The 22405-nt window shown below is 29.7% G+C and carries 22 protein-coding genes and 3 pseudogenes; 21 read left to right on the top strand and 4 right to left on the bottom strand.

Annotated elements, in window-relative coordinates; genetic code table 11:
• The first annotated feature begins 73 nt into the window (after positions 1-73).
• The 5 genes from KTC92_RS07515 to KTC92_RS07500 all read left to right on the top strand — a co-directional run bounded on the left by KTC92_RS07515 (position 74) and on the right by KTC92_RS07500 (position 4667).
• Complete coding sequence (locus tag KTC92_RS07515) at positions 74-304, top strand: PspC domain-containing protein (RefSeq protein ID WP_220287031.1); 231 nt, start codon at positions 74-76, stop codon at positions 302-304.
• Positions 298-438 (top strand): HIT domain-containing protein, encoded by a 141-nt coding sequence (locus KTC92_RS18670; protein WP_220287049.1) that lies wholly within the window; start codon positions 298-300, stop codon positions 436-438. Before KTC92_RS07515 ends, KTC92_RS18670 begins: the two co-directional genes overlap by 7 nt.
• A gap of 92 nt (positions 439-530) precedes the next feature.
• Complete coding sequence (locus KTC92_RS07510) at positions 531-1409, top strand: MerR family transcriptional regulator (RefSeq protein WP_220287030.1); 879 nt, start codon at positions 531-533, stop codon at positions 1407-1409.
• 392 nt (positions 1410-1801) lie between these two features.
• Positions 1802-2179 carry an HIT family protein gene (locus KTC92_RS07505; protein ID WP_220287029.1) on the top strand — a complete coding sequence of 126 codons (378 nt, stop codon included), beginning with the start codon at positions 1802-1804 and terminating at the stop codon, positions 2177-2179.
• Positions 2172-4667 (top strand): DEAD/DEAH box helicase family protein, encoded by a 2496-nt coding sequence (locus tag KTC92_RS07500; protein WP_375294769.1) that lies wholly within the window; start codon positions 2172-2174, stop codon positions 4665-4667. Before KTC92_RS07505 ends, KTC92_RS07500 begins: the two co-directional genes overlap by 8 nt.
• 46 nt (positions 4668-4713) lie before the next feature.
• On the opposite strand, the gene KTC92_RS07495 is transcribed toward KTC92_RS07500, so the two are convergent.
• On the bottom strand, positions 4714-5025 hold the full coding sequence (locus tag KTC92_RS07495; protein ID WP_220287027.1) for a nucleoside triphosphate pyrophosphohydrolase: 312 nt from the start codon (positions 5023-5025) through the stop codon (positions 4714-4716).
• Positions 5026-5553: 528 nt separating this feature from the next.
• Here KTC92_RS07495 and KTC92_RS07490 point away from each other — a divergent pair.
• The 5 genes from KTC92_RS07490 to KTC92_RS07470 all read left to right on the top strand — a co-directional run bounded on the left by KTC92_RS07490 (position 5554) and on the right by KTC92_RS07470 (position 12236).
• Complete coding sequence (locus KTC92_RS07490) at positions 5554-5727, top strand: helix-turn-helix domain-containing protein (protein ID WP_220287026.1); 174 nt, start codon at positions 5554-5556, stop codon at positions 5725-5727.
• Between the two features lie 94 nt (positions 5728-5821).
• The gene (locus KTC92_RS07485; protein ID WP_220287025.1) at positions 5822-6979 is read left to right on the top strand and encodes a hypothetical protein; all 1158 of its coding nucleotides are present in this window, start codon (positions 5822-5824) and stop codon (positions 6977-6979) included.
• An 11-nt stretch (positions 6980-6990) separates the two neighbouring features.
• On the top strand, positions 6991-8676 hold the full coding sequence (locus KTC92_RS07480) for an ATP-binding protein (protein WP_258280741.1): 1686 nt from the start codon (positions 6991-6993) through the stop codon (positions 8674-8676).
• Positions 8677-8691: 15 nt separating this feature from the next.
• Positions 8692-10383: an ATP-binding protein gene (locus KTC92_RS07475; protein WP_220287024.1), complete on the top strand. Its 1692-nt coding sequence runs from the start codon at positions 8692-8694 to the stop codon at positions 10381-10383.
• Positions 10380-12236: a hypothetical protein gene (locus KTC92_RS07470; protein ID WP_220287023.1), complete on the top strand. Its 1857-nt coding sequence runs from the start codon at positions 10380-10382 to the stop codon at positions 12234-12236. Before KTC92_RS07475 ends, KTC92_RS07470 begins: the two co-directional genes overlap by 4 nt.
• Positions 12237-12764: 528 nt before the next feature.
• Here the strand turns inward: KTC92_RS07470 and KTC92_RS07465 are convergent.
• Genes KTC92_RS07465 through KTC92_RS07460 form a run of 3 tightly spaced genes read right to left on the bottom strand, consistent with a single transcriptional unit; the run spans position 12765 to position 13358 of the window.
• Positions 12765-12935 carry a hypothetical protein gene (locus tag KTC92_RS07465; RefSeq protein ID WP_258280740.1) on the bottom strand — a complete coding sequence of 57 codons (171 nt, stop codon included), beginning with the start codon at positions 12933-12935 and terminating at the stop codon, positions 12765-12767.
• A gap of 49 nt (positions 12936-12984) precedes the next feature.
• Positions 12985-13131 carry a hypothetical protein gene (locus KTC92_RS18665; protein WP_375294758.1) on the bottom strand — a complete coding sequence of 49 codons (147 nt, stop codon included), beginning with the start codon at positions 13129-13131 and terminating at the stop codon, positions 12985-12987.
• A gap of 8 nt (positions 13132-13139) precedes the next feature.
• On the bottom strand, positions 13140-13358 hold the full coding sequence (locus KTC92_RS07460; protein WP_220287022.1) for a hypothetical protein: 219 nt from the start codon (positions 13356-13358) through the stop codon (positions 13140-13142).
• Between the two features lie 300 nt (positions 13359-13658).
• Between KTC92_RS07460 and KTC92_RS07455 the strand changes: the two are divergent.
• The 11 genes and pseudogenes from KTC92_RS07455 to KTC92_RS07410 all read left to right on the top strand — a co-directional run bounded on the left by KTC92_RS07455 (position 13659) and on the right by KTC92_RS07410 (position 22364).
• A pseudogene (locus tag KTC92_RS07455) lies at positions 13659-14803 on the top strand (IS3 family transposase).
• A gap of 310 nt (positions 14804-15113) precedes the next feature.
• Positions 15114-15341 carry a DUF3791 domain-containing protein gene (locus tag KTC92_RS07450; RefSeq protein ID WP_220287021.1) on the top strand — a complete coding sequence of 76 codons (228 nt, stop codon included), beginning with the start codon at positions 15114-15116 and terminating at the stop codon, positions 15339-15341.
• On the top strand, positions 15338-15694 hold the full coding sequence (locus tag KTC92_RS07445; protein ID WP_220287020.1) for a DUF3990 domain-containing protein: 357 nt from the start codon (positions 15338-15340) through the stop codon (positions 15692-15694). The genes KTC92_RS07450 and KTC92_RS07445 overlap by 4 nt, the downstream gene beginning before the upstream one ends.
• Before the next feature lie 383 nt (positions 15695-16077).
• Entirely contained in the window at positions 16078-16584 is a 507-nt protein-coding gene (locus tag KTC92_RS07440) for a hypothetical protein (protein WP_258280739.1), read from the top strand.
• 377 nt (positions 16585-16961) lie between these two features.
• Positions 16962-18218 carry an ATP/GTP-binding protein gene (locus tag KTC92_RS07435; protein WP_220287018.1) on the top strand — a complete coding sequence of 419 codons (1257 nt, stop codon included), beginning with the start codon at positions 16962-16964 and terminating at the stop codon, positions 18216-18218.
• Positions 18211-18837, top strand: coding sequence for an RloB domain-containing protein (locus KTC92_RS07430; protein ID WP_220287017.1), 627 nt, complete (start codon positions 18211-18213; stop codon positions 18835-18837). The genes KTC92_RS07435 and KTC92_RS07430 overlap by 8 nt, the downstream gene beginning before the upstream one ends.
• Before the next feature lie 225 nt (positions 18838-19062).
• Positions 19063-19371 (top strand): annotated as a pseudogene (locus tag KTC92_RS07425) (BrxA family protein).
• A gap of 3 nt (positions 19372-19374) precedes the next feature.
• Positions 19375-19614, top strand: a complete 240-nt coding sequence (locus KTC92_RS07420) for a DUF3990 domain-containing protein (RefSeq protein WP_220287016.1) — start codon at positions 19375-19377, stop codon at positions 19612-19614.
• A 233-nt stretch (positions 19615-19847) separates the two neighbouring features.
• Complete coding sequence (locus KTC92_RS07415; protein WP_220287015.1) at positions 19848-20051, top strand: DUF3791 domain-containing protein; 204 nt, start codon at positions 19848-19850, stop codon at positions 20049-20051.
• Between the two features lie 122 nt (positions 20052-20173).
• Positions 20174-20296 (top strand): annotated as a pseudogene (locus KTC92_RS18660) (Wadjet anti-phage system protein JetA family protein); the annotation flags it as partial.
• 112 nt (positions 20297-20408) lie between these two features.
• Positions 20409-22364, top strand: coding sequence for an SEC-C metal-binding domain-containing protein (locus tag KTC92_RS07410; RefSeq protein ID WP_220287013.1), 1956 nt, complete (start codon positions 20409-20411; stop codon positions 22362-22364).
• The last annotated feature ends 41 nt before the right edge of the window (positions 22365-22405 follow it).

Here is a 22405-nt window from a genome sequence, read left to right as displayed (position 1 = left end):
TTTTCTCTCCCTAAGATTTATAAAAAAAGTTAATATAGGGACCTTCTAAAAATTAAAAATTGGAGGAATAATTATGCAAAAAAAATTATATAAATCTACCACAAATAAACAAATAGACGGCGTTTGCGGTGGTATTGCTGAGTATTTTGATATAGATGCTACAGTTATCAGATTAGCTTGGGTACTTTTAACGCTAATATATGGGATAGGTATATTATTTTATATAATATGTTGTGTTGTTTTGCCAGTTAATAATAATACTCATTATGATGATGACGATACAATTCAATTTAAAGAATTATAAATGTAGGAACTTATGCTGGACAAACTATAAATCATCTACATGTGCACTTGTTTTCCAGATATATAGGTGATGTGACTGATCCAAGTGGTGGGGTAAGGAATTTAAAAGAAGCTTTAATTGAGTATAATGGATAGGCATTTAGTGCTTATCCACTATTTTTTTGTCAATTGCCTATTGACAGTTCCCTTAGAGGATAGTTTAAACTCAATTTTAGGAGGCGATGATAATGAAAATTAATGAAGTGATGAAAGAAACGGGAGTAACTAAAAAGGCAATTTATTATTATGAAGAGGTGGGACTTATTAGACCCCAAAAAGAGGAAGAAAGCAATTATAGAATTTATACTATGTATGATATTAATAGACTAATTACTATTAATGCTTTAAGAAAATTGGATTTCTCTATTAAGGATATTCAACTTATATTATTAGAAAAACAGGATGTTGCACAAGTTATAAAAAAACAGTTAGACATCATCAATGAAAAAATTAAACTGCTCGATAGCAGTAAAGGAGTGTTAGAAAATTTGATTGAACAAGGAATAGATTCAAATATTGATAATTTAAGGGTGTCAATTCAATGTTTAGAAGCCAAATCTAAAAATATTGCTGGATATATGCAAAAGGAACTTCATAGGATACTACCGGGTAATATGGGGAAAATGTTTGCGATTCATTACGGACAGTTTTTGGACGAACCGCTAGATACTAAAGAAAAAGAGAAGGCATGGATGAGCCTTATAAATTTATTAGATGCTAAGGAAGAGGTTCAATATGCAGAAAATATAAAAGAACTAATTGACGAAATGTTTGGAAAGTATAGCGACAAAGATCTGATGGAATTAAATGAAAAATCGAAAAGTGTAACAAACAAAATATTAAAGCGAGATGTGGAAGTCAGTGAGGAAGTAAAAAAAGAGGTCAAAGCAAAAATTGTAGAATACGAAAAAACGCCTCAATATCAAAAAGATTTAAAATTTCAGCGGTTTATGATGGATAATATAGCTCCTATTTTCAATGAGATTGAAATATATTTATGTATTTTAAGCACTAGATTTGAGAAGTTCAATAAAATTTTACGTGCTTCAGCTAGCACTGAAAATTAGGTGCCCATTTTCTTAAGATTATATTATGATAAGGCAGGGATAATCCTTGCCTTTATTTTTATTTGTTATAGTTATGATAATAGTATAAACGATTTTGCACTCAGAATAAAAGTTGAGTTTTCAGATATATATAAATAGTTTAGATATGCTTGACCAACGGATAATTTTAGAGGTATTGTATTGATATGATTTAATTAGAATCTTGTTAATTTAACAAGAATTTAATTCAACACTTAACTGCATTATCTAATAACATGCTGAAACCATTGATTCTATGGAGTTAAGTATAGTTAATAATTTAGTTAAATTTAACTAAATTTAATAATAGATTTTAACATTAAAAAAATCAGTATAGATTCATACCTTAATACAAAATAAAGGCGGCGATAATAATGTCAGAATGTATATTTTGCGACTACGATGAATCAGAAATAATAGTAGAGAATAAATTGGCCTTTGCTATATTAGATCATTTCCCAGTAAATAATGGTCATTGTTTAATAATACCAAAGAGGCATTTTGCTAACTTCTTTGAGGCAACTGAGGAAGAGGTTAAATCAATATATAAATTAATGCACGAGGTAAAAGAAATATTTGATATTCAATATGAACCAGCTGGATATAATATAGGTATAAATGTAGGGACTTATGCTGGACAAACCATAAACCATTTACATGTTCACTTGATTCCTAGGTATATAGGTGATGTAGCTAATCCAAGGGGTGGAGTAAGGAATTTGAAAGAGGCTTTGGTTGAGTATGATGGTTGAAGTAGATGTAATTAATAAAGGTATAATCACCAGTGATTCTATTGCATTTAAAGAGGCAACTCAAGATTATGATTCAAACTGTTCTACGGGAGACAATGATTATTTACTATCTAAATTAAAAGCTTCATTAACAAGGGCAAAGAGCATAGATATTATAGTAGGATTTTTAATGGAATCAGGAGTTAAATTGCTTATTAACGATTTAAAACAGGTAGCAGATAAAGGAGTTAGAATTAGAATCTTAACAGGAAATTATCTTAATATAACCCAGCCTCAAGCTTTATATTTAGTAAAGGATGCTCTAGGTGATAAAGTAGATTTAAGGTTTTATAATATTCATAATAAATCATTTCATCCTAAATCATACATATTTGAATATGAAGAGGATGGAGATGTTTTTATAGGATCTTCCAATATGTCGAGTTCTGCATTAACTAGTGGCATTGAATGGAATTATAGATTAAATAAAAATAAAAACCTAGAAGATTTTACACACTTTAAAAACATTTTTGAAGACTTATTTTTAAATCATTCTATAATTATTGATGATGAAGAAATGCGGCGTTATTCAGCAGTATGGAAAAGGCCTAAAATCTTTAATGTTTTCGAAACATCAGAAGATAGCAAAGAAGAATTTGGAAAGTTAATTCCTCTGTACGAACCTAGAGGAGCACAGATTGAGGCTTTATATGAACTAAAGAAATGTAGAGAGGAAGGCTTAGATAAAGGATTAGTTGTGGCAGCAACAGGCATAGGTAAAACTTATTTAGCCGCTTTTGATTCATTAAATTTCAATAAAGTTTTATTCGTAGCCCATAGAGAAGAAATATTAAATCAAGCAGAAATATCCTTTAAAAACATTAGGCCTAATATTAAAACAGGATTTTTCAGCGGTAAAAATAAAGAGAGTAATTGTGATGTGCTATTTGCTACAGTACAAACCCTGGGACAAAAGAAGTATCTGTGTGAGAAGTATTTTAAAAAGGATGATTTTGATTATATTATAATAGATGAATTTCATCATGCAGCTGCAGGTAATTATGGGAATATATTAGAATATTTCACTCCGAAGTTTCTTCTAGGTCTTACTGCAACTCCTGAGAGATTGGATAATAAAGATGTATTTGCTCTTTGTGATTATAATATTGTTTATGAAGTAAGACTTAAAGGTGCTATAGACAAAGGTTGGCTTGTTCCCTTTAGGTTTTATGGAGTTTTTGATGATACAGATTATGAAAAGATATCATTTAGAAATGGTAGATATGATGAGGCAGAATTAGAAAATGCTTTAATGATTAATAAACGTGCAGATTTAATTCTAAAACATTATAAAAAATATAATAGCAAAAGAGCTTTGGGTTTCTGCAGCAGTAGAAGACATGCTGAATATATGAGTAAATATTTCAATGGAAGTGGAATAAAGGCTTGCGCTGTAATGAGTGGGGAACAAACTGAGTTTTCAATGGATAGATGCGAAGCAGTGGATAAATTAAGAAAAGCAGAACTAAGCATTATATTTTCTGTAGATATGTTTAATGAGGGATTAGATATTCCTGAAATTGATATGATATTACTATTAAGACCAACAGAATCTCCCACTATTTTTCTTCAACAACTTGGCAGAGGTTTAAGAAAATATAAGGACAAGAAGTATGTGAACATTTTAGACTTTATAGGTAATTATAAAAAAGCTCACTTAGTTCCATTCTTTTTAAGCGGTAATTTAAATGATGCTGAGAGAAAAGCTAAAAAAGGTAAATTACCTACAGAGGAAGAATATCCTGATGATTGTATAGTGGATTTTGACCTTGGAGTAATTGATATATTCAAGAAGATGGTAGAGCAGCAAAAGAATATATTTGATCTAGTAGTGGATGATTTTAATAGAATAAAAGAAGACTTAAAAACTAGACCAAGTAGGCTTCAGATGTATACTTACATGGATGATGATCTTTATAATGTAATTAGATCCAGAGGGGAATTAAATATCTTTAATGATTATTTAGGCTTTCTAAATAAAATAAATGAAATTTCAGAAGACGAGAAACTAATTATAAACACTGTAGCTAATGGATTTTTAAATAAAATTGAAAAAACTTCAATGGTTAAGACTTATAAAATGCCATTACTGTTAGCTTTTTATAATGGTGGTAACATAAAATTAAAAATAGATGAAGAAAGTATTTTTCAAAGCTTTAGAGATTTTTATTCTAAACCTTCCAATGCAGTGGATCTATTGAGACATGATTCAACTAAAAACTATAAGAGTTTTGATAAAAAGGATTATCTAAGAATTGCAGAAAACCCAATAAAGGCATTTTTAAATTCTGCAAAAGATTTTTTTTATAGGGATGAATCATATTTTTGGTTAAATGATGATTTAGGCGAATTCATTGAGGAACCTGTATTTAAAGCTCATTTTAAAGATATTATTGATTATAGAACTAGAAGATTCTATAAAGAAAGACTTGAGAAATTAGAAAGATAAATATAATAATTAACCCTCCATAGATAAATGGTATGGAGGGTTTTGCCTATTCATAAACTTTATCAAGTACTATGCCTTTTTCAAAGCCACCTCTTTCCTCTTTCTTTTCATTTCTTTTATTAATCAAATCTTCCTCGGAATATCCAAGAACGCTTGCAAGACTAAATAAAACTTCCATAACGTCAGCAAGTTCTTCTAAGTTTTTAGCTTCTAGATACTCGGATACTTCTTCATTTAATTTGGTTTCAAGTAATGGTAGTAGTTCATCTTTTTTAGCATAGTGAATATCAAAGGGTTTGCCAGTGGCGCTAATGATTTCAGGGATTTTGTCGCGGACTAGTTTGTTGTAGATTTTCATGGGGGGGGCCTCCTTGTGTGATAGTATGGGGTTATTATAACATAGGGGAGGGGAGGAGGTTAAGGGGAAATGTTTACAGGTACAGCACATGTTGAGTATGCTGTTAAGATAGAGAGGGAATAGAAGGGTGTAGGGTTTTAGATGGAAATTAAAGTGGGTTTTATGTTCCCTAGACTGGAGTGTGGTGAAACTTTTAATTCCGGGAGCGACTCTACGAATTAAAATATGAAGATATTTTGAGTTGAGGCATAGGGGATTTTAGGGTTACATAGGGTTAATTGTAAAACAAACCCTCGAAATTTGGAAATTGATCATTAGTTTTTGAAGGAGAATAGAATAATAAAGAATATAATTGTGCTTGTGGTTGAGTAAAACAAGTTTAAGGAGAAAAATGTAAAAAAACACGTAATAATGTAAGTTAATGACTCTTGAGGAATGTGTTATGATTTCTAAAATGTTCTTGACAAAAGACGTTTTGACGAACTATTATATTGTAAGAGAGTATTATTTTTTTGTGGAGGGTATGCTGTGAAATATTTATCTGTAAAAGAGGTTGCAGACAAGTGGGAGGTAAATATAAGACAAGTTCAAAAGCTATGTGCTGCTGGTAGAATCGTAGGGGCAAAACGATTAGGTGATGGAAAGGTGTGGCTCATTCCTGAAAATGCTGACAAGCCCAAATATAGTAGAACGAAAAAATAAAAGTAATTTCGAAATTAAATGAGATTTATGGAGTAAATATGAATAGACAATAAATAAGTTTAGTATTCATTAATGGTGGGGAGGAGTAAAAATAGTGGGCGATATTATTGGCATTATTGAAGAAGAAACCGATGGGAAAAGTTTTAAATCTCATAAATATTGTAATGATACAATTGATATGTCTGGTATTAAATATGATGATAATGACAAAGTTATCTGGCAAAATTATGGTGAAACCGAGCAACATAAAAACTCTATTAATTTAAAGGGTAGAGCAGATATATTACGCAATGGAAAATCAATATTTACATATTTTCTTGACGGTTCAAGGCACACATATAAGGTAGATGATATTTCTTACAATAAGAATGTTTACCCAATACTGGCTGGTCAAGTAGGGATAGGATGTTGTAAAAGAGTGAATAAGGAATTATCAAAAGAACAATTCATTCGCAAATTGTTAATAGTTTTGCCTGATATTTCATATAGAGATGGATGGGGTGAACGAATTTTTTTCAATAGTTTATTAAAAAAAATTAATGATAATAAAAGATTAAAGGATTACCTAAAAACTGAATTTAATGATGTATTAACTTATAATCGTGACCAAGATGATAAACTTGAAAAAAAAGGGATAGCAGTAATTCAAGATTATATGGTTGATCTTGAAAAAGATGCTGTAGCAGATCTAGTACTACAAGGAAAACTTGATCAAGATAATTATTTAATAAAAGATGGTTCTCTTGAATATCAGGCGGGTTCTGTTAAATCTAAGAACAAAAAGAATTTAAGTGATAAGCGTATCGCAAATAATTATAAATATGTAGTTGGTGTATCCAAATCATTTGACCCAACAAAATGCTTAGTTAAATCGGGTGGCTCTAATTCCGATATAATTGCAAATTTAAAAGTATTTGAGAGGACTCCTGCATATATGTATAAATCTGAAAGGTCAGGTAATAATGTGTATTTTGTGATTTGGTATCTTAGATTAAGAGATTCAAAGTATACAAATAATGTTTTTGATGGAGTCTTAAAAGTAGAAAAATTAGTAATTAGCGAACGAGAACAAGAAAAAGGATTAGATTCTGAATTAATTGATCATATTTCAGCAAACTTACTAAATGAACGCAATCCTGTGTGTTACGGAAATGATGCAAGGTGGGCTAATCACATATATCCCATCTACTTGACAGAATCGTTTGTAAAGAGTAAATATTTAAGTGATAATTTATTTATGCAACTATTTTAGGGGGTTGGCTGATGAGTTTAATAGGAAGAGTAATAGCAACTGAAAAGATACCAACAACAATGGATGATTTTTATTTTTGGACGGATAAGAGCCTAATATTAAATCCATTTGATGTTGTAAAAGTAGAACATGTTAATAAAAGTAACACATTTGCAGTAATAGAAGAAATATCACATATAACTGATTGTGCAAGTTTTCTTTCTAATTTTATTTCGAGTGATTTTGGAGATGTTAATGCCAACGAGGGAACATATAGAATAGGGATGAATTATGTTAAAGCTAAGGTTGTTGGCAATGATAAAAATATTTTCATACCTGTTCAAAGCAGTGCAAAGGTACATTTGGCCAATAAAGATGAGGTTTCTATTGCGTTGGGGCTTGATAAGATTAAAAATCCACTTATTTGTGGGTACCTTGAAATGTACGGTGGGACAAGTGATTTTGAAAAAATTACTTTACCTGTAAATGTTGATTCTAAATTTTTGATTGGACCGGAAGGTGCTCATTTGAACATTTCAGGTATTTCTGGCCTTGCTGCCAAAACTTCATATGCAATGTTTTTGCTTAAATCAATCCAGGATAAATGCTTGCTTGAGGAAGAAGAGGGAGAGGATAAAGAGACTGTTGCATTTGTAGTTTTTAATGTAAAAGGAAAGGATTTACTTGCACTAGATGAAGTGAATAATTTTGATGGGGATATTGAAGAGGAGAGAAAAACAAAGGAATTATATAATATGTTAGGTCTAGGTACAACACCGTTTAAAAATGTAACATATTTGTATCCTTATTCTAATGACAGAGTTTCAAATACATATGCGGAAAAGAATTTACTTGAAAAACAATTAGGCCTTAATAAAGCATATAAATATAAGTTTGAATATGAAAAAGATAAAGATAATTTGGATTTAATGTTTGCAAATATTGATGATGCCACGCAAACAATGGACTCAATTCTTAATTATATAATAAATAATCAGGGTGGATTCGGTGGCATAAAAAGTTGGCAATCTTTCTTGGAAAAGTTAGATGAACGTTGTCAGGCTGGTGGTTCCTTCAGTGATAAAGAGATACCTGTTACAAGTTGGAGGAAATTTAATAGAATGGTTAGAAAATCAATTAATAATAATAAATTATTTTCTGATATAAACTCGGATAAAAAAGAAGTTAGAATATCTGATAAACTTGCAGAGATAAAGAAAAATGATGTTTATGTTATTGATATTGCAAAATTAAATTCTGATATGCAAGCATTTGTATTTGGGAATACTGTAAGGGAGCTATATGAGTTACAATTAGGTGAAAAAGAAACTACTGATGGAGTGAAACCACCAGATAAGATAATTATATTTATTGATGAACTAAATAAGTTCGCTTCAAGTGAAGTCCCTAAAAGTTCACCAATACTAAAGCAGATTTTGGATATAGCTGAAAGAGGAAGATCTTTGGGAATAATATTGTTTGGTGCAGAACAATTTATGAGTGCAATTCATAGTAGGGTTACAGGGAATAGTTCGACTTATGCATATGGAAGAACGAATGCCATTGAATTAGCTAAGGGAGATTATAAATATATTCCGCACGTATATAAAAATATGATGACAAGATTAAAACAAGGGGAGTATATAATACAAAATCCTATATTTAGCTCTTTGCTTAATGTTAAGTTTCCAAAGCCTCTATACAAGCAGTTTAAATAGAAAGAAGGTTTTCTGGTGGATACTATTAAAATTGGAAAAAATGTTATTGAAAATTTGACTACAGGTATGTATGAAGATTCCAAAGTTATATATAGAGAGTATATACAGAATTCGGCTGATCAAATAGATAAAGCCGTACAAATGGGTCTATACCAAGATGAGGAACCGTATATTGATATATCTATTGATGTACTAAATAGAAACGTACAAATTACTGATAATGCCAATGGAATAAAGAAAGATGATATTGCAAAAAAACTTGGAAATATTGCGGATTCAGACAAGAAGAAAGGTATAGACAAAGGCTTTCGAGGAATAGGAAGATTAGGTGGCCTGGCATACTGTGACACACTTAGATTTATTACATCTTACAAAGGCGAAGATACAAAGAGTATAATGACGTGGGATGCAAAAGAATGTAATAGGCTTATAGATGATTACAGTATTAATTATAGCGCTCAAGAAATCTTAACAAAAGTAATAACGTATGCGGAAGAAAAATGCGATTCAGAAAAACATTTTTTTACTGTTGAGTTAGAAAATATACTAGCAGAGAATAACGAGTTGCTGGAAATTGATAAAATAAGTAAATATATTTCAAGTAATGCCCCAGTTCCATATAATAATAAGTTTATATATAGAAATAAAATCTATGAGTATTTAACTAATAATAACTTGAAAATAGATGAGTACAAGATTCATGTAGATGATGATGATGTGTTAAAAAATTATAGTACTATATTGTATGAATCTTCAAATAAAAATGTGGTAAAGCAGAAGAAAAAATATGACGAAATATATGACATTCAATTTAAAGAATTTAGAAATAGTAAAGATGAATTATTAGCTTGGATGTGGTTCGGAATAAGCGCGTTTGATAAGCAAATTCCAGAAACCACGAATGAAATGAGAGGTATTAGATTAAGAAAAGAAAATATACAAATAGGTAATAGTTATACATTAACAAAGCTTTTTAAAGAAAAGAGAGGCAATTTCTATTTTATTGGAGAGGTTAATGCAATACATAGAGATTTAATCCCTAATGCACGAAGAGATTACTTCAATAAAAATGAAACACTAAATGAGCTCGAAACAAATCTTAAGTATTATTTTGATGATACGCTCACAAAATTATATAATTATGCTAGCAATGCTAAGAGTGCTTGCAAAAAAAAGTTTGAATTTCTTGCAAAGCAGGCAGAATATAGCAAAAAAACAGAAAATGGCTTTATTGATGATAAAGAAAAAGAAAAAATGAAATCGCTGATTGAGGTTGCTAAAAAAGAGAATGAAAAAGGAAAGAATGATCTCGATAAGTTAGATATCAAATCTGACGATAATGATGTTTTGAAAAAAGTTTTAGATATTATTAAAAAAAAGTCTAATAGCACGATAAAAAATTCTGATTTCACTATAGAACAAAAAATAAGAAAAAGTAACGTTAAGAAACCATTGGGTGAACCAGATAAGAAACTATTGGGTGAACCAGATAAGAAACCATTGGGTCAACCAGATAAGAAACCATTGGGTCAACAAAATAATAAACAACAGAATAAGTCAATATATTTAGCAGATGGTTTGAATAGGTTAAGTGGGAAACAGCAAAAACTGGTATCTAAAATATATGGCATTATAAATGAAATGTTACCACCAGATTTAAGTAATAATTTAATAAATAAAATACAGAATGAGTTGAATAAAAAATGAGAAGAAAAATATTATTAATAGAACCAAATTATAAAAATAAATATCCACCTATGGGTCTTATGAAAATTTCTACATACCATAAAATGTTAGGTGATGAGGTAACATTTTATAAAGGAGATTTCAAAAACTTTATTACAGAAGAAATATATTCAGGATTGTTGATTAAATTAATTAATAATGATAGTAATGTGGATTGGACTGAGTATAAGGAAATAATATTAACGTATATAAAAAAAGGATTCAAAAAAGATTTAAATATATTAATAAAGTTAAGCTCAGATCCAATTATACTTGAAAATTTAAAGTTTTACAGAGAGTATTATAAAAAAAAGAAATATTTTGATGACCCGAATTGGGATAGAGTTTGCATAACTACGTTGTTTACATTTCATTGGAAACAAACAATAGAAACGATAAACTTATTTAAAAAATTGTGCAAGAGTGCAAAAGATGTGTGGGTAGGAGGCATAGCTGCATCGGTTGTACCAGAAGAAATTGAAAAAGAGACAGGGATATATCCTCATGTTGGATTACTGGATAAGTCAGGGGAAATGGACGATAATAAGATTGTAATTGATCACTTAGCTCTTGATTATTCTATTCTTAAAGAAATAGATTATGAGTATCCTGAAAACGATGGGTATTATGCATATATGACAAGGGGTTGTGTAAACAAATGTCATTTTTGTGTTGTTCCCAAAATTGAACCTGGTTTTAATTCTTATATAAGCATAAAAGAGCAGATAGAATATGTTAAAAATAGATTTGGAGAAAAAAGAAATCTACTATTACTTGATAACAATGTGCTTGCTTCAGAGAAATTTAATGATATTATTGATGAAATAAAAGCTTGTGGGTTTGATGGACAAACTAAATATGTAGCTCCAAATGAGTACGAATTGGATATAAAAGGTTTGAAATCGAATTACAACGATAAAGGATACACTAGAAGTATAATTAAGCAATATAAATATTTAATAAATAAGACAAATGAAATTGAACAGGAAAAAATGTATAGTAAATTAAGTGAAAATAAGCTTCTAAGCATTAATACTGCAAAAAAAGAGAAGATGCTGGAACTACATGATTATTTTAAGCCGTTTTTTAAAAAGTTATATGAAAATAGACCTAAAATAAGACATGTTGATTTCAATCAAGGGATAGATGCAAGATTATTAACAGAAGAGAAAATGAGAAAATTAGCAGAAATTCCAATAAGCCCACTTAGAATAGCTTTCGATTCTTGGAAGTATAAGGATATATATGAAAAATCAATAAGAATAGCTGCTAACACTAGCATTCGAAATATGTCAAATTATTTATTATATAATGATGATGACAAACCTGTAGACTTATTTTATAGATTAAGAATGAATATATCGTTGTGCGAGGAACTTAACATAAATATATATTCTTTTCCTATGAAGTACCATCCAATTCGAGACCCAAAATACTTTAGGGATAGAAGTTATATTGGTAAATATTGGAACAGGAAATATATTAGATCAATTCAGGCAATTTTAAATGCTACCAAGGGTAAGGTCGGTAAGGGAAAGTCATTTTTTGAAGAAGCATTTGGACATAATGAAGAAGAATTTGAGAAATTATTAAATATGCCAGAGGCACTAATTATTTATAGACTTTTCTATAAAAACAACGGGATTACAGCTAAATGGTGGGATGATTTTAATAATTTAAGCTCTGAAAAACTTCATATACTTAAAGAAATTATTTATAAAAATGAATTTAATAATATTGAAAAATTAACAGATGATAAAGAAATATTAAACGTTTTAGAATATTATAAAATAAGACGAGAAGATGCGGAAAAAGAAATGGAATTAACCAAATAGTTACCTATAGTATGTTAGCAACAGAGATTTTACGACTCACCATCAAATCGAGGTAAGGTACCTTTAGAAAACTGAAGTTGTTCATTGCGTTATAAATTTATGTAATGGGATCGCATTGGCTACCTGAAGGAAAAAAATAGAGAATGGTGTTGAAAATTCAAAGTTCACGTCTGCAAGGGTGCTTAAATTAAAGAGGTCATAAGTGATAGTTTTGGAGCATGCGTATGAATTTTAATATATTTATTTTTAACAGTAAGAGAAAAAAGGTCATCACTGGTAGGCAGGTTACTTGCTAGCGATGACCTTTTTGACGGATTTCTCTGCAAAACAAATCAGGAAATATAGTTCTTTTGTAGAAATAAGTGTAAGAAAGGGTAAATAGTTATTATTTTCAAAATTAGCAAACATAAATTGTCCACTGCGTTACCAATTTATGTAACGGAGTCCGACCCCATAGCCATGGCCATAAACCTTATAATTCAATAATATACCAATAGGGTTGCAGATATATATTAATGAGAATTGGGATTATTTATTAATAATAATTCTAAAATCAACTTCGGAAATTTCAATGCTTTGCAAGATTAAAGTAGCTGTGTTTTTACCTTTTTTCTTAGAGTTTATACCATATGGATTAATAGAGAATAATATACGGTAAACTATTTTATATAAGGTCATTTTCCCCTTGAAAACATTCATATATATTTCCTTAAAAGATCGCTTCACAACACTTAAGTCCCGGAGTTTGTCAACATAATACTAACGTTTTTCTATTTTTATCTATCATTATTTTTTCCCAGTTCTTTATTCCTCTTAAACCTTTAAACTTTCTTACATGGTGCACTTCAATATTTTTTGAAAACTTAAAACACCATTCACATCTATTTGAAAGCAACCGAGATATTAAACTTTTAGGTATAGGGTATCTCCCATGTATAGGGAATTTATTTTTATCTTTATCTTTAGCAGCGAAATCTTTTCTTCTAAATCCACCATTATAGAAAGTGATAACCTTAGAACCGTTTTTGATGAGTACATAATTACAAACCTTCCATTGAGATTGTATTTTCTTCTAATTTTGTGGACAGTGGATTCATATTTTGCAGCAAAAACCTTATACATGCTGCACTCCATATGGTGTTAGTATAATATTGTAGATACGGAAAGTCGAACGCATTAAAATATAAATAGGATAAGGTCCATGGGACGAGAGAATTATATAAAAGATGTATACTTTAACGACATTTCAGAAGGAAAGTCTCCCAATTCTATAAGTGGGAGTCACATACCCTAACAAATAGAAAACTTCAGTGTGGGTATAAATCTCCTTCTGAAGTCGTCAATGCATTTGTGTTAGTATAATATTGTAGACACGGAAAGCCGAACACATTAAAATATAAATAAGATAAGGATGTGTTTATAATGGCAAGAGGTCAAAAACAATATACAGATGAATTTAAAAACACAATAGTAGAGCTATATAACTCTGGAAAAAGCTTAGCAGAGTTAAGCAGTGAATATGCCCTTTCAAAATCAACGGTAACAGGTTGGATAAATAAAAATAAGCCAATAGTTGTGGATAAAAATATAACTTTAACAGCAGAAGGATACAAAAACTTATTAAAGAAAAATGCTAAGCTTGAAGAAGAAGTTGAAATATTAAAAAAAGCAATGGGTATATTCGCAAGGAAATAACTACTGTATTTGAATTCATTGCTAACAACAAAAAATATCATGATATCAAACTAATATGTGAGGTTTTAGGTGTTGCACGAAGCTCTTATTACAATCATTTACACAAGAAACCAAGCAAGCGAGAAATTGAAAACAAGAATATAGAAAAAGAAATTATAAATATCCACAGCACAAGCAAAAACCGATATGGGGCTCCTAAAATAAATAAATCACTAAATGCACTGGGGATAACTATTAGTTTAAAAAGAAAACAAAGATTGATGAAAAAATTGGGGATAAGATCTTTAATAGTAAAAAAATATAGACCAACTTCATCTAAAAATAAAATAATAGAGCAGGAAAACATTTTAAAAAGAGATTTTACAGCTACTACAGTTAATGAAAAGTGGGTAACTGATATCACTTACATCCACACTATTAAAGATGGATGGTGCTATTTAGCATCAGTCATGGATCTTTACAGCAGAAAAATAATAGGTCACGCTATGTCTAAATTCATTGATACTACATTAGCCCTACAGGCTGTTAAAAATGGTATACAGCTACAAAAACCAACTAAGCCTCTAATACTTCATAGCGATTCGGGATGCCAATATACAAGCTCCGCTTTTAAAGGATATATATAGAGCACTAAAATTATTAAACACTCATTTAGTGCCAAAGGTTGCCCATATGATAATGCTTGCATTGAATCATTTCATGCCTCATTGAAAAAAGAAGAAGTTTACCATGTTAAATATTTTGATTATGACGCTGCAAGATTAGGAATATTTGAATATATAGAAGCTTGGTACAATATAAAAAGGATACATAGTAGTATTGGATATATTACTCCTCAACAGTGTGAAGATTTGGCTAAAAAGGCTTCATAAAAAGTTCGACTTTTTATGTCTAAGATATTGACATAGATCCACATCTTCTGTGAAGATGTTGCAGCACCGCAGGTGATGATTTAAGGATAGAACAGTTCTTGTGCGATCCTTAAGAAATAAAGAGCAACTTGAAATAAATTTAAAAGGATAAGTTTTATAATCGTTACGCACTGCATAGCGAATTGAGTTGGACGCAATATAGACTTTCAGATTTTGATGTTCATTTCACATAAAAATAAATTTGGGTATCTATTAAATAGAAAATTAACTATAATAATAGTATATAAACTAATAGTCGAGAGTGATTGAGATGTTAAAAGATAGAGAGTTAAATAAAGTTAGGTATATGGTAGTTTGCGTCAATGAATTTGCAGATAGGTTAAATATAAATGGAAAAGAAGCTTTTAATTATCTTAATAAGCATAAAGCCATTAATTTTTTACTAAATAATTATGAAATAGAGCATACTTTAAGTATTGATGAGGCTGTAGATGATATGGTCATAGTATCTAAGAATAATGGGGGTACTATACAATGATTTTATATCACGGCTCTAATTATAATTGTAATATTGATCTAAAGAAATGCAGACAGTATAAAGACTTTGGGAAAGGATTCTACTGCACAACAGTAAAGAGTCAAGCAGAATTGATGGCGAAAAGAGTTGCAACTATATATGGAGGAACTGCAGCAATTACTGAGTTCTGTCTATCGCATAACATTTACGAAGATGAAAATTTAGCTGTAAAGAAATTTGCAATACCATCAAAAGAATGGGCATTATTTGTATTAAATAATAGAAACAGAAGTTTCGTAGAATTTCATAATAAAGAGTGTAACCATGATTTCAAATATGATGTAGGAGAGATTATTAAGGATTTGATAGCCTAAGGGGTCTGGACAGCAGCCTAAAAAAGGGGACAAAGCGACAGCCAGCGAGGAAACTGCTGAAACATAGAGTTTGGTAGTTTTTTCGTCGTTAAAACATAATCCAATGACAGTTATAGAATATCAATCATAGTGTTTAAGTAAATAGTTAAGTAGCATATATTGAAAAACGTAACAAGGAATTTCCTTAATTATGATGCAATTATAAAAACTATTTCAAACTTATGTGGCTCTGGTCATAAATCTGGCTGGACGTTAACTTAGAAATTAAGAAGGGTGGTGCATGCGACATGATCAAAGTAAAGCAAAACACATTTCTCGAGTGTGTTATTGTAGTGACGACCACAGGTGGGGTAGGGTTTTTAATTCTATTCCCTTTTATGAGGATGAGTTCCTTAACATATGGTATTTCACTAAACTTCTTACTGATGATTTGGATGTCTATAGTGGAAACATTATTGAGGCCGGAACTCAAATCATCTTATTTTAATTGTCACCGTATTGAGGATGAAGGTAAAATATACAAGTATCTTGGAGTTCGTCTTTTTAGAAAATTACTAGTATTAAGTAATTGGGAGAGAAGTAGAAAAAAGGAAACTCCTATCAGAAAATCTTTAGTTTTATTAGAATATTATGAATACAGAACCCGGACTTCTGAATTTGGACACGTAATTATAGCTATTATAATTGCAATCATTACCGTATATGTTTGTATGGCATATTCATTTAAGCAAACAATATGGTTAATATTTTTTAATGTATTTCTTAACATATACCCTATTATTGTCCAGCGGTATAATCGTCCACGGGTACGGCGAGTGATTAATAAACATAAGTTAAAACATCCTAATTTTGCTAAAGAAATTGATAATATAGTGAAGTTTTATTACTAGGTATTTTTTGTATCATATAAGCAAGAACAAACTGTTCCCAGTTTCTTCTATGGGGTCTGGACAGTCACCTAAAAGAAAGTAATAAAGCAGAGACATGGCTAGAGGGACCTGTTAGATTAAGATTTAAATGAGAATAAGTTGAGTAGAAATGTTTATTGTGAAACACGTTTTCTTTACATTTATTAGGTTGTCGGTGCGATCCCATTGTAAAATATGGAAGCGTATGCGAACAGATTTTACTTGCTAATTTCTTCTGTTTTTTTATTGTAGTATATTAAATACGGACCGATAAAAATATTTCGTGTTGTTATTTAGCATAAAATATTTTATTTATGGTATAATTAAAGTATTAACCATATAAAAAATTGGAGGTCACTATGATAATAAGTATAAGAGTTAATAACAGTTTTGTTTTTTCAGAAGGAACAGAACTTTCACTAAAGGCTGACATGAGACAAAAAAAGTTTATGTATAACGTACATTCAGAAAAAAATTTTAATGTATTAAAATCATTAGGTATTTATGGACCTAATAATGTTGGGAAAACGTGTTTGTTAAAATGCATACGTAATATTAAAGATGTTTTAATAAATAAAAAAATAAATGTTCGTTCTAATATTTTTAATAAAAGTGAAATATCTGAGTTAGGAGTAACTTTTTTAGAAAATTCTAGAAAATATTCATTTGATTTTAAGTATGATACAAAAAACAAAGAATTTATTTATGAAAAATTCTCTGAATTAATTACAGATCAACATGGGAATGAAAGAGAAGAAATTAAATTGCTAAAAGATACAGAGAAGAAAGAGTATTTTTTTGAAAATAAATCAATTGAAGACCTAATGAAATTGACTTCTAAAAATAACATACTTATACACTTGATTGATGCAACAGAATTTGAGAGCTTTGAAAGTATTAAAAATACTTTAATTACATTTGCTAATCGAATTGAAGTGGTGGATATGAACAATATTCCTATGGAGAAAACAATAACTTTATTAAAGAGCAGAAATAAAACTCAAGAGAAAATCGTAAATTTCATAAAAAATGCGGATCTTGATATGGAAAATTTCCAGTATTTGGGTGAAACTGAATTAAATTTAAAACTTTCGCAAAATGCTGGTGAAAAAGCGGAAGAGAAAGCTCTTGATATTCCAGAACAAATAATGGATCAAATTCGATTAACATCGGTATATAAAGGTATACCTGTACCAAGCATGATATTTGATTCAACAGGTACAAAAAAGATTGCAGCACTCGCTAGTTACATTATAGAAGCATTAGAAAAGGGGAAAATATTAGTTGTAGATGAGATAGATAGTAGCATTCATTTTAAACTTACACGTGCAATAGTTTCGATGTTTAACAATGAATTAAATACAAAAGCACAACTCATTTTCTCAGTTCATGATATAAATTTAATGGATTGTAAAAAACTTTTTAGAAAAGAGCAAATATGGTTTATCGACAAAGATGATGAAGGTGTTTACCTATACTCATTAGCTGATTTTACAGCCAATGATGACGGTGTTCGTGATACAACAAATATTATAGAAAAATACAAAAAGGGACTTCTAGGTGCTTTACCAGATCCAGAACTTATTAATACATTGTTGGAGGTAGAACATGAATAAAAGGATACCTCAAATATCATATGAAAAGAAAGTATGTATTATCTGCGAGGGTTATGAAGAATATGATTATATCGAAAAAATCATTTCTTTAAATGTATGGCACAAGGCTTACAAATTCTATACTGTTAACGCTGAAGCAAATGGCAATATACCAGCAAGATATCAAGAAAGGTATATGAGCGATTCTTATGATATAGTGCTTGTTTTTTGTGATACAGATAAAAAACCTTATGAAGATTACCAGACTATTAAAAGTAAAATTGATTTTTTTCATGGTGTTGATGGCATATCTGATCAAGTAGTTATATATGCAAATCCATGTACAATGCAAGTGATTTTGCTACACTTTCGCGATGTAAGATTAACTTCCCATAAAAAAGAAGTTAATAAACAATATATAAAAGACTTAACTGGGATCGGTAGTTATAGAGCTAAAGAAGCACAACGCAAACGACTATTTGATAAAATAAATATAGAAAACTACAATTTGATGAAACGGCATGCATCTACTTTATTTACTGATGATAATATGATGTGGAGTAGTAATTGGGGGAGTTTCTTAAATTACTTCTCGAGTGAAGATGTTAATTGGATTGAGAACATTAATAGAGCAATGTAAGATATTAAAACGGTGATGATAGTAAGGAGAGTAACTTACAGTTATCTCCTAGGGGACATGTAAGAATAGTTTTCATTAAATTCATATCCAATGTTTCATTTTCAAGACTTGATACTTCCCTTTTTAGGCTCCAGACACAGGGCCATCAACCTAAGAATTGAAATATATTCAAAACAATGATGGTTATCAGTATTTTAAAAATGGAAAGAGTAATATAGGTCTACGATTAAAGCTATGTCCTTTCTTTATACAGAAGCAAAAAAGGTTCCAAGTCTTGTTTTACAAGGATTTAAAGAGTTTGAAATAATAAATATGGCTATTAAAGATAATATTTTTCAAATGAAATCTGAATCACGAAAAAAAGAGGTTGCGTCAACAATATTGAAAAGATTAAAGAATTTAGATTAATTTTTACTTAGTAAATTAGCAAATGGAGATTTAGAGACTAGTAAACAAATTGTAGTCTATGCAATTATGAAAACTGACAGACTGTTTTTGAGTTTAGCAAACAGAAATTGTCCACTGTGTTACTAATTTTTGTTAGCAAAACAAATTCCAGAAGAATATGATATTGTAATTGGACCCGTTGCTGACGATAATGTATATTTGACTGTAAAACTTTTTGAAACTGGTGTTTTGGATAAAGAAGAAGCTTTAAAACGCTTAAAAGTTGAGAAGCTTTTTGATCAGATACTATTCCATACGGAGAAATCATTGGAGTTTTGCATATTTGACCATTGTGAAAATTTGGAAGGAGAAAGTAATGGAGAAAAGTAAATTTGATGCTGTGATTCCCATCATATCTTCTGCGCTTGTGGAGAAAATTGTGACTGAATTAAAGTTATCGAGTAGGGAGGCTGTTACAAATCTTTATTCTTCTCATCTTTATGAAATGCTGGAGTGAGAGGAAACAAAAGTTTGGCAGTACAACACGGAAAAATTATTTGAACTTTTTTGGAAGAAAACAATAGCGGAAATATAACTTTTCCGCAGGTGTGAGGTGAGAAGTCATGGATAGAACAATTGATTTCACAGTATTTTGCCTTGAGAGCTATAAGCAGGCACATTGTATCACGGGTAAAGCTGCCCTGGCCGTTTTTAATAATTACAATGTGTTCGGATATATCAAATATTTTTATGATGTGCTTCATGCCACAGGGCAAGAATATATTGTGGAAGATATTGATATATATATTAAATCAAGACGAAACTGATGTTCTTCCAATTAAATTTTTTAGCATCTTGTCTTCTATTAATAAAGAAATATATTGATCAAATAACTCTTAAAAAGACACCTGAGGAAATTATGAAACTACACTTTTAAGGTTATGCTCAGAATATTGTGGATAAAGGTTATCATCGATTGAAGACATCAGATAATGTAAATAAATTTAGACCTAGAATTATAGAAAGATTAGAAGCTATAAAAAGCGATAAATGCCTCAAGTTTAGAACTTAATGAGGTTAAAGATTATATAAGGGGTATGGATATAGCCTAGTTTGGACAGCAAACTAATAATAGCCCTTATAATATTATTAAATTTAAGAAAAAGAAATGGAGAAGATGAGATTTGAAAGGTAGATGTTATTATTGCAATGAGAAATTATCAGAAAGAACTGTTAAAAGGCATGTTAAAGGTTGTAAAGTTAGAAAAGAAAAGATAGAAGAGGCTATGGCGAGTTCTAAAAAAACTAAGAGGCAATATATTTTGTCTATAGTTCCGCAGTGTGGATCAAAAGAGTATTGTTTATATATAACTATAGATATAGATTTAACTTTAAAGAATTTGGATAGTTTTTTAAGAAATATTTGGTTAGAATGTTGTGGACACTTAAGTAGTTTCAATATAAATGACGTAAACTATGATTCTTCAGTGAATGAAGAAGTTGAACTTTTTTCTGATGACGAAACAATGGATTTCAAATTAAGACAGATAATTTCTGTAGGTGATAAATTTAGATATGACTATGATTTTGGTTTTACTACTACATTAAAAATTGAGGTTATAGAGGAATATTCAACAGGGGAAAATCATAGTCAAATAGAAATATTAGCTAGAAATGAGGAAATACGAAATTTTTGTGCAAATTGTAATAAAAAGGCAAAATATTTTGATTATGAAGAAGAAAAGTTTTTTTGTGAAGAGTGTTTAGAAGAAGACTCAGATATGGTAGGAGAACTGGAATATACAAATTCTCCTAGAGATGGAGTTTGTGGATATGTAGGAGACAGAGATACAGAAAAAGAGTACTTGCCAGGGAATAATTTTAAGTTTAAGAAAACTAAAACAAAGAGGCAAAAGGATGTAGGTCCATATATAGAGGCTGATAAATTTGATATAAATGATTATGAAGGAAATTCTGAACCTATTTTACATAGTGCAATGAATAGTATGGATTTAGAAATTGAAAATAGAGCAAAAGAAATGTTTAATAAAGCAACAAGAGGAAAATTTACATATGATTTAGGAGAATTATTAAAATGTAATACAAAAATTGGACTATTAAAAATAGCATCGATTCTAAATGTTAAAAAGGTATCTCAGTTTAATAAAGGACAATTAGTAGAAAGACTTTTAGAGGTATATAAAGAGAAAATAACTGAAGCACTATATTTAATTGATAGTGAAAGATATGAATTTTTAAAAAGCATAGCTGAAAACCAGGGGTATATATCCTTTGAAGATTATAATTTTACATCAAATCCAGAATATTTTTTAGAATATGGATTTGTATTTGTAGCTATGAGGGACGAGCATATATATTTAATCATGCCAAATGAAACAATAAATGCTATAAAATCTTTAGATAATGATGAGTATAGAAAAATATTAACTAAAAATACAGAACTAGTAAAGTTGTGTTGGGGAATGACCTATAACTATGGCGTGGTATTTATGAAAGATTTTATAAAAATGCTAAATAATTATGTTGACTATTATTTAGATGAAACTGATATTTGCGAAATAATTGTAAGTGGTGCAGATTATTATGGTGAGTATACAGTGCAAGATAATATAGCTAGTAACTCAATGATTGAGCCAGAAGATATTAGCTATATTATTAATATAAGAGAGAATATTTCAAGTAATATGGATTTCTGTATTATAAAAAAGGATGAGCTGATAGAAGCTACAAATGTAGAATATTTAATTGGAAATAAAATAAGCATGAGGTTAAAAAAGTATTTAAAGAATAATTGGAAATTAGAAGATGCAGAGATTGAAATAGTTATAATTAATTTATATGGTGATATTCAAGGTAATGAAAAAGAAAAGGTAATAGAGGATATCATAGATGAATTGGAAGTAGCAAGTGGAAATGATCTTGGAAAATTATTAGTAGAAATAAATAGTTTTATAAATAACACTAGACTTTGGAGATTAAAAGGACATACCTTAAACGAATTAAATTCAGATAATAATAATAATTCTACTCCTAAGATAGGAAGAAATGATCCTTGTATATGTGGAAGTGGTAAAAAATATAAAAAATGTTGTGGATCTAAGGTTATTCAGTTATTTTAGCAAGCTTAGCCAAGCCTTCGCAATGCTACCTGCTATCAAAA

The organism is Clostridium sp. CM027 (assembly GCF_024730565.1).
GTDB lineage: Bacteria > Bacillota > Clostridia > Clostridiales > Clostridiaceae > Clostridium_AD > Clostridium_AD estertheticum_B.
This window is presented reverse-complemented; position numbering and strand designations above follow the sequence as displayed.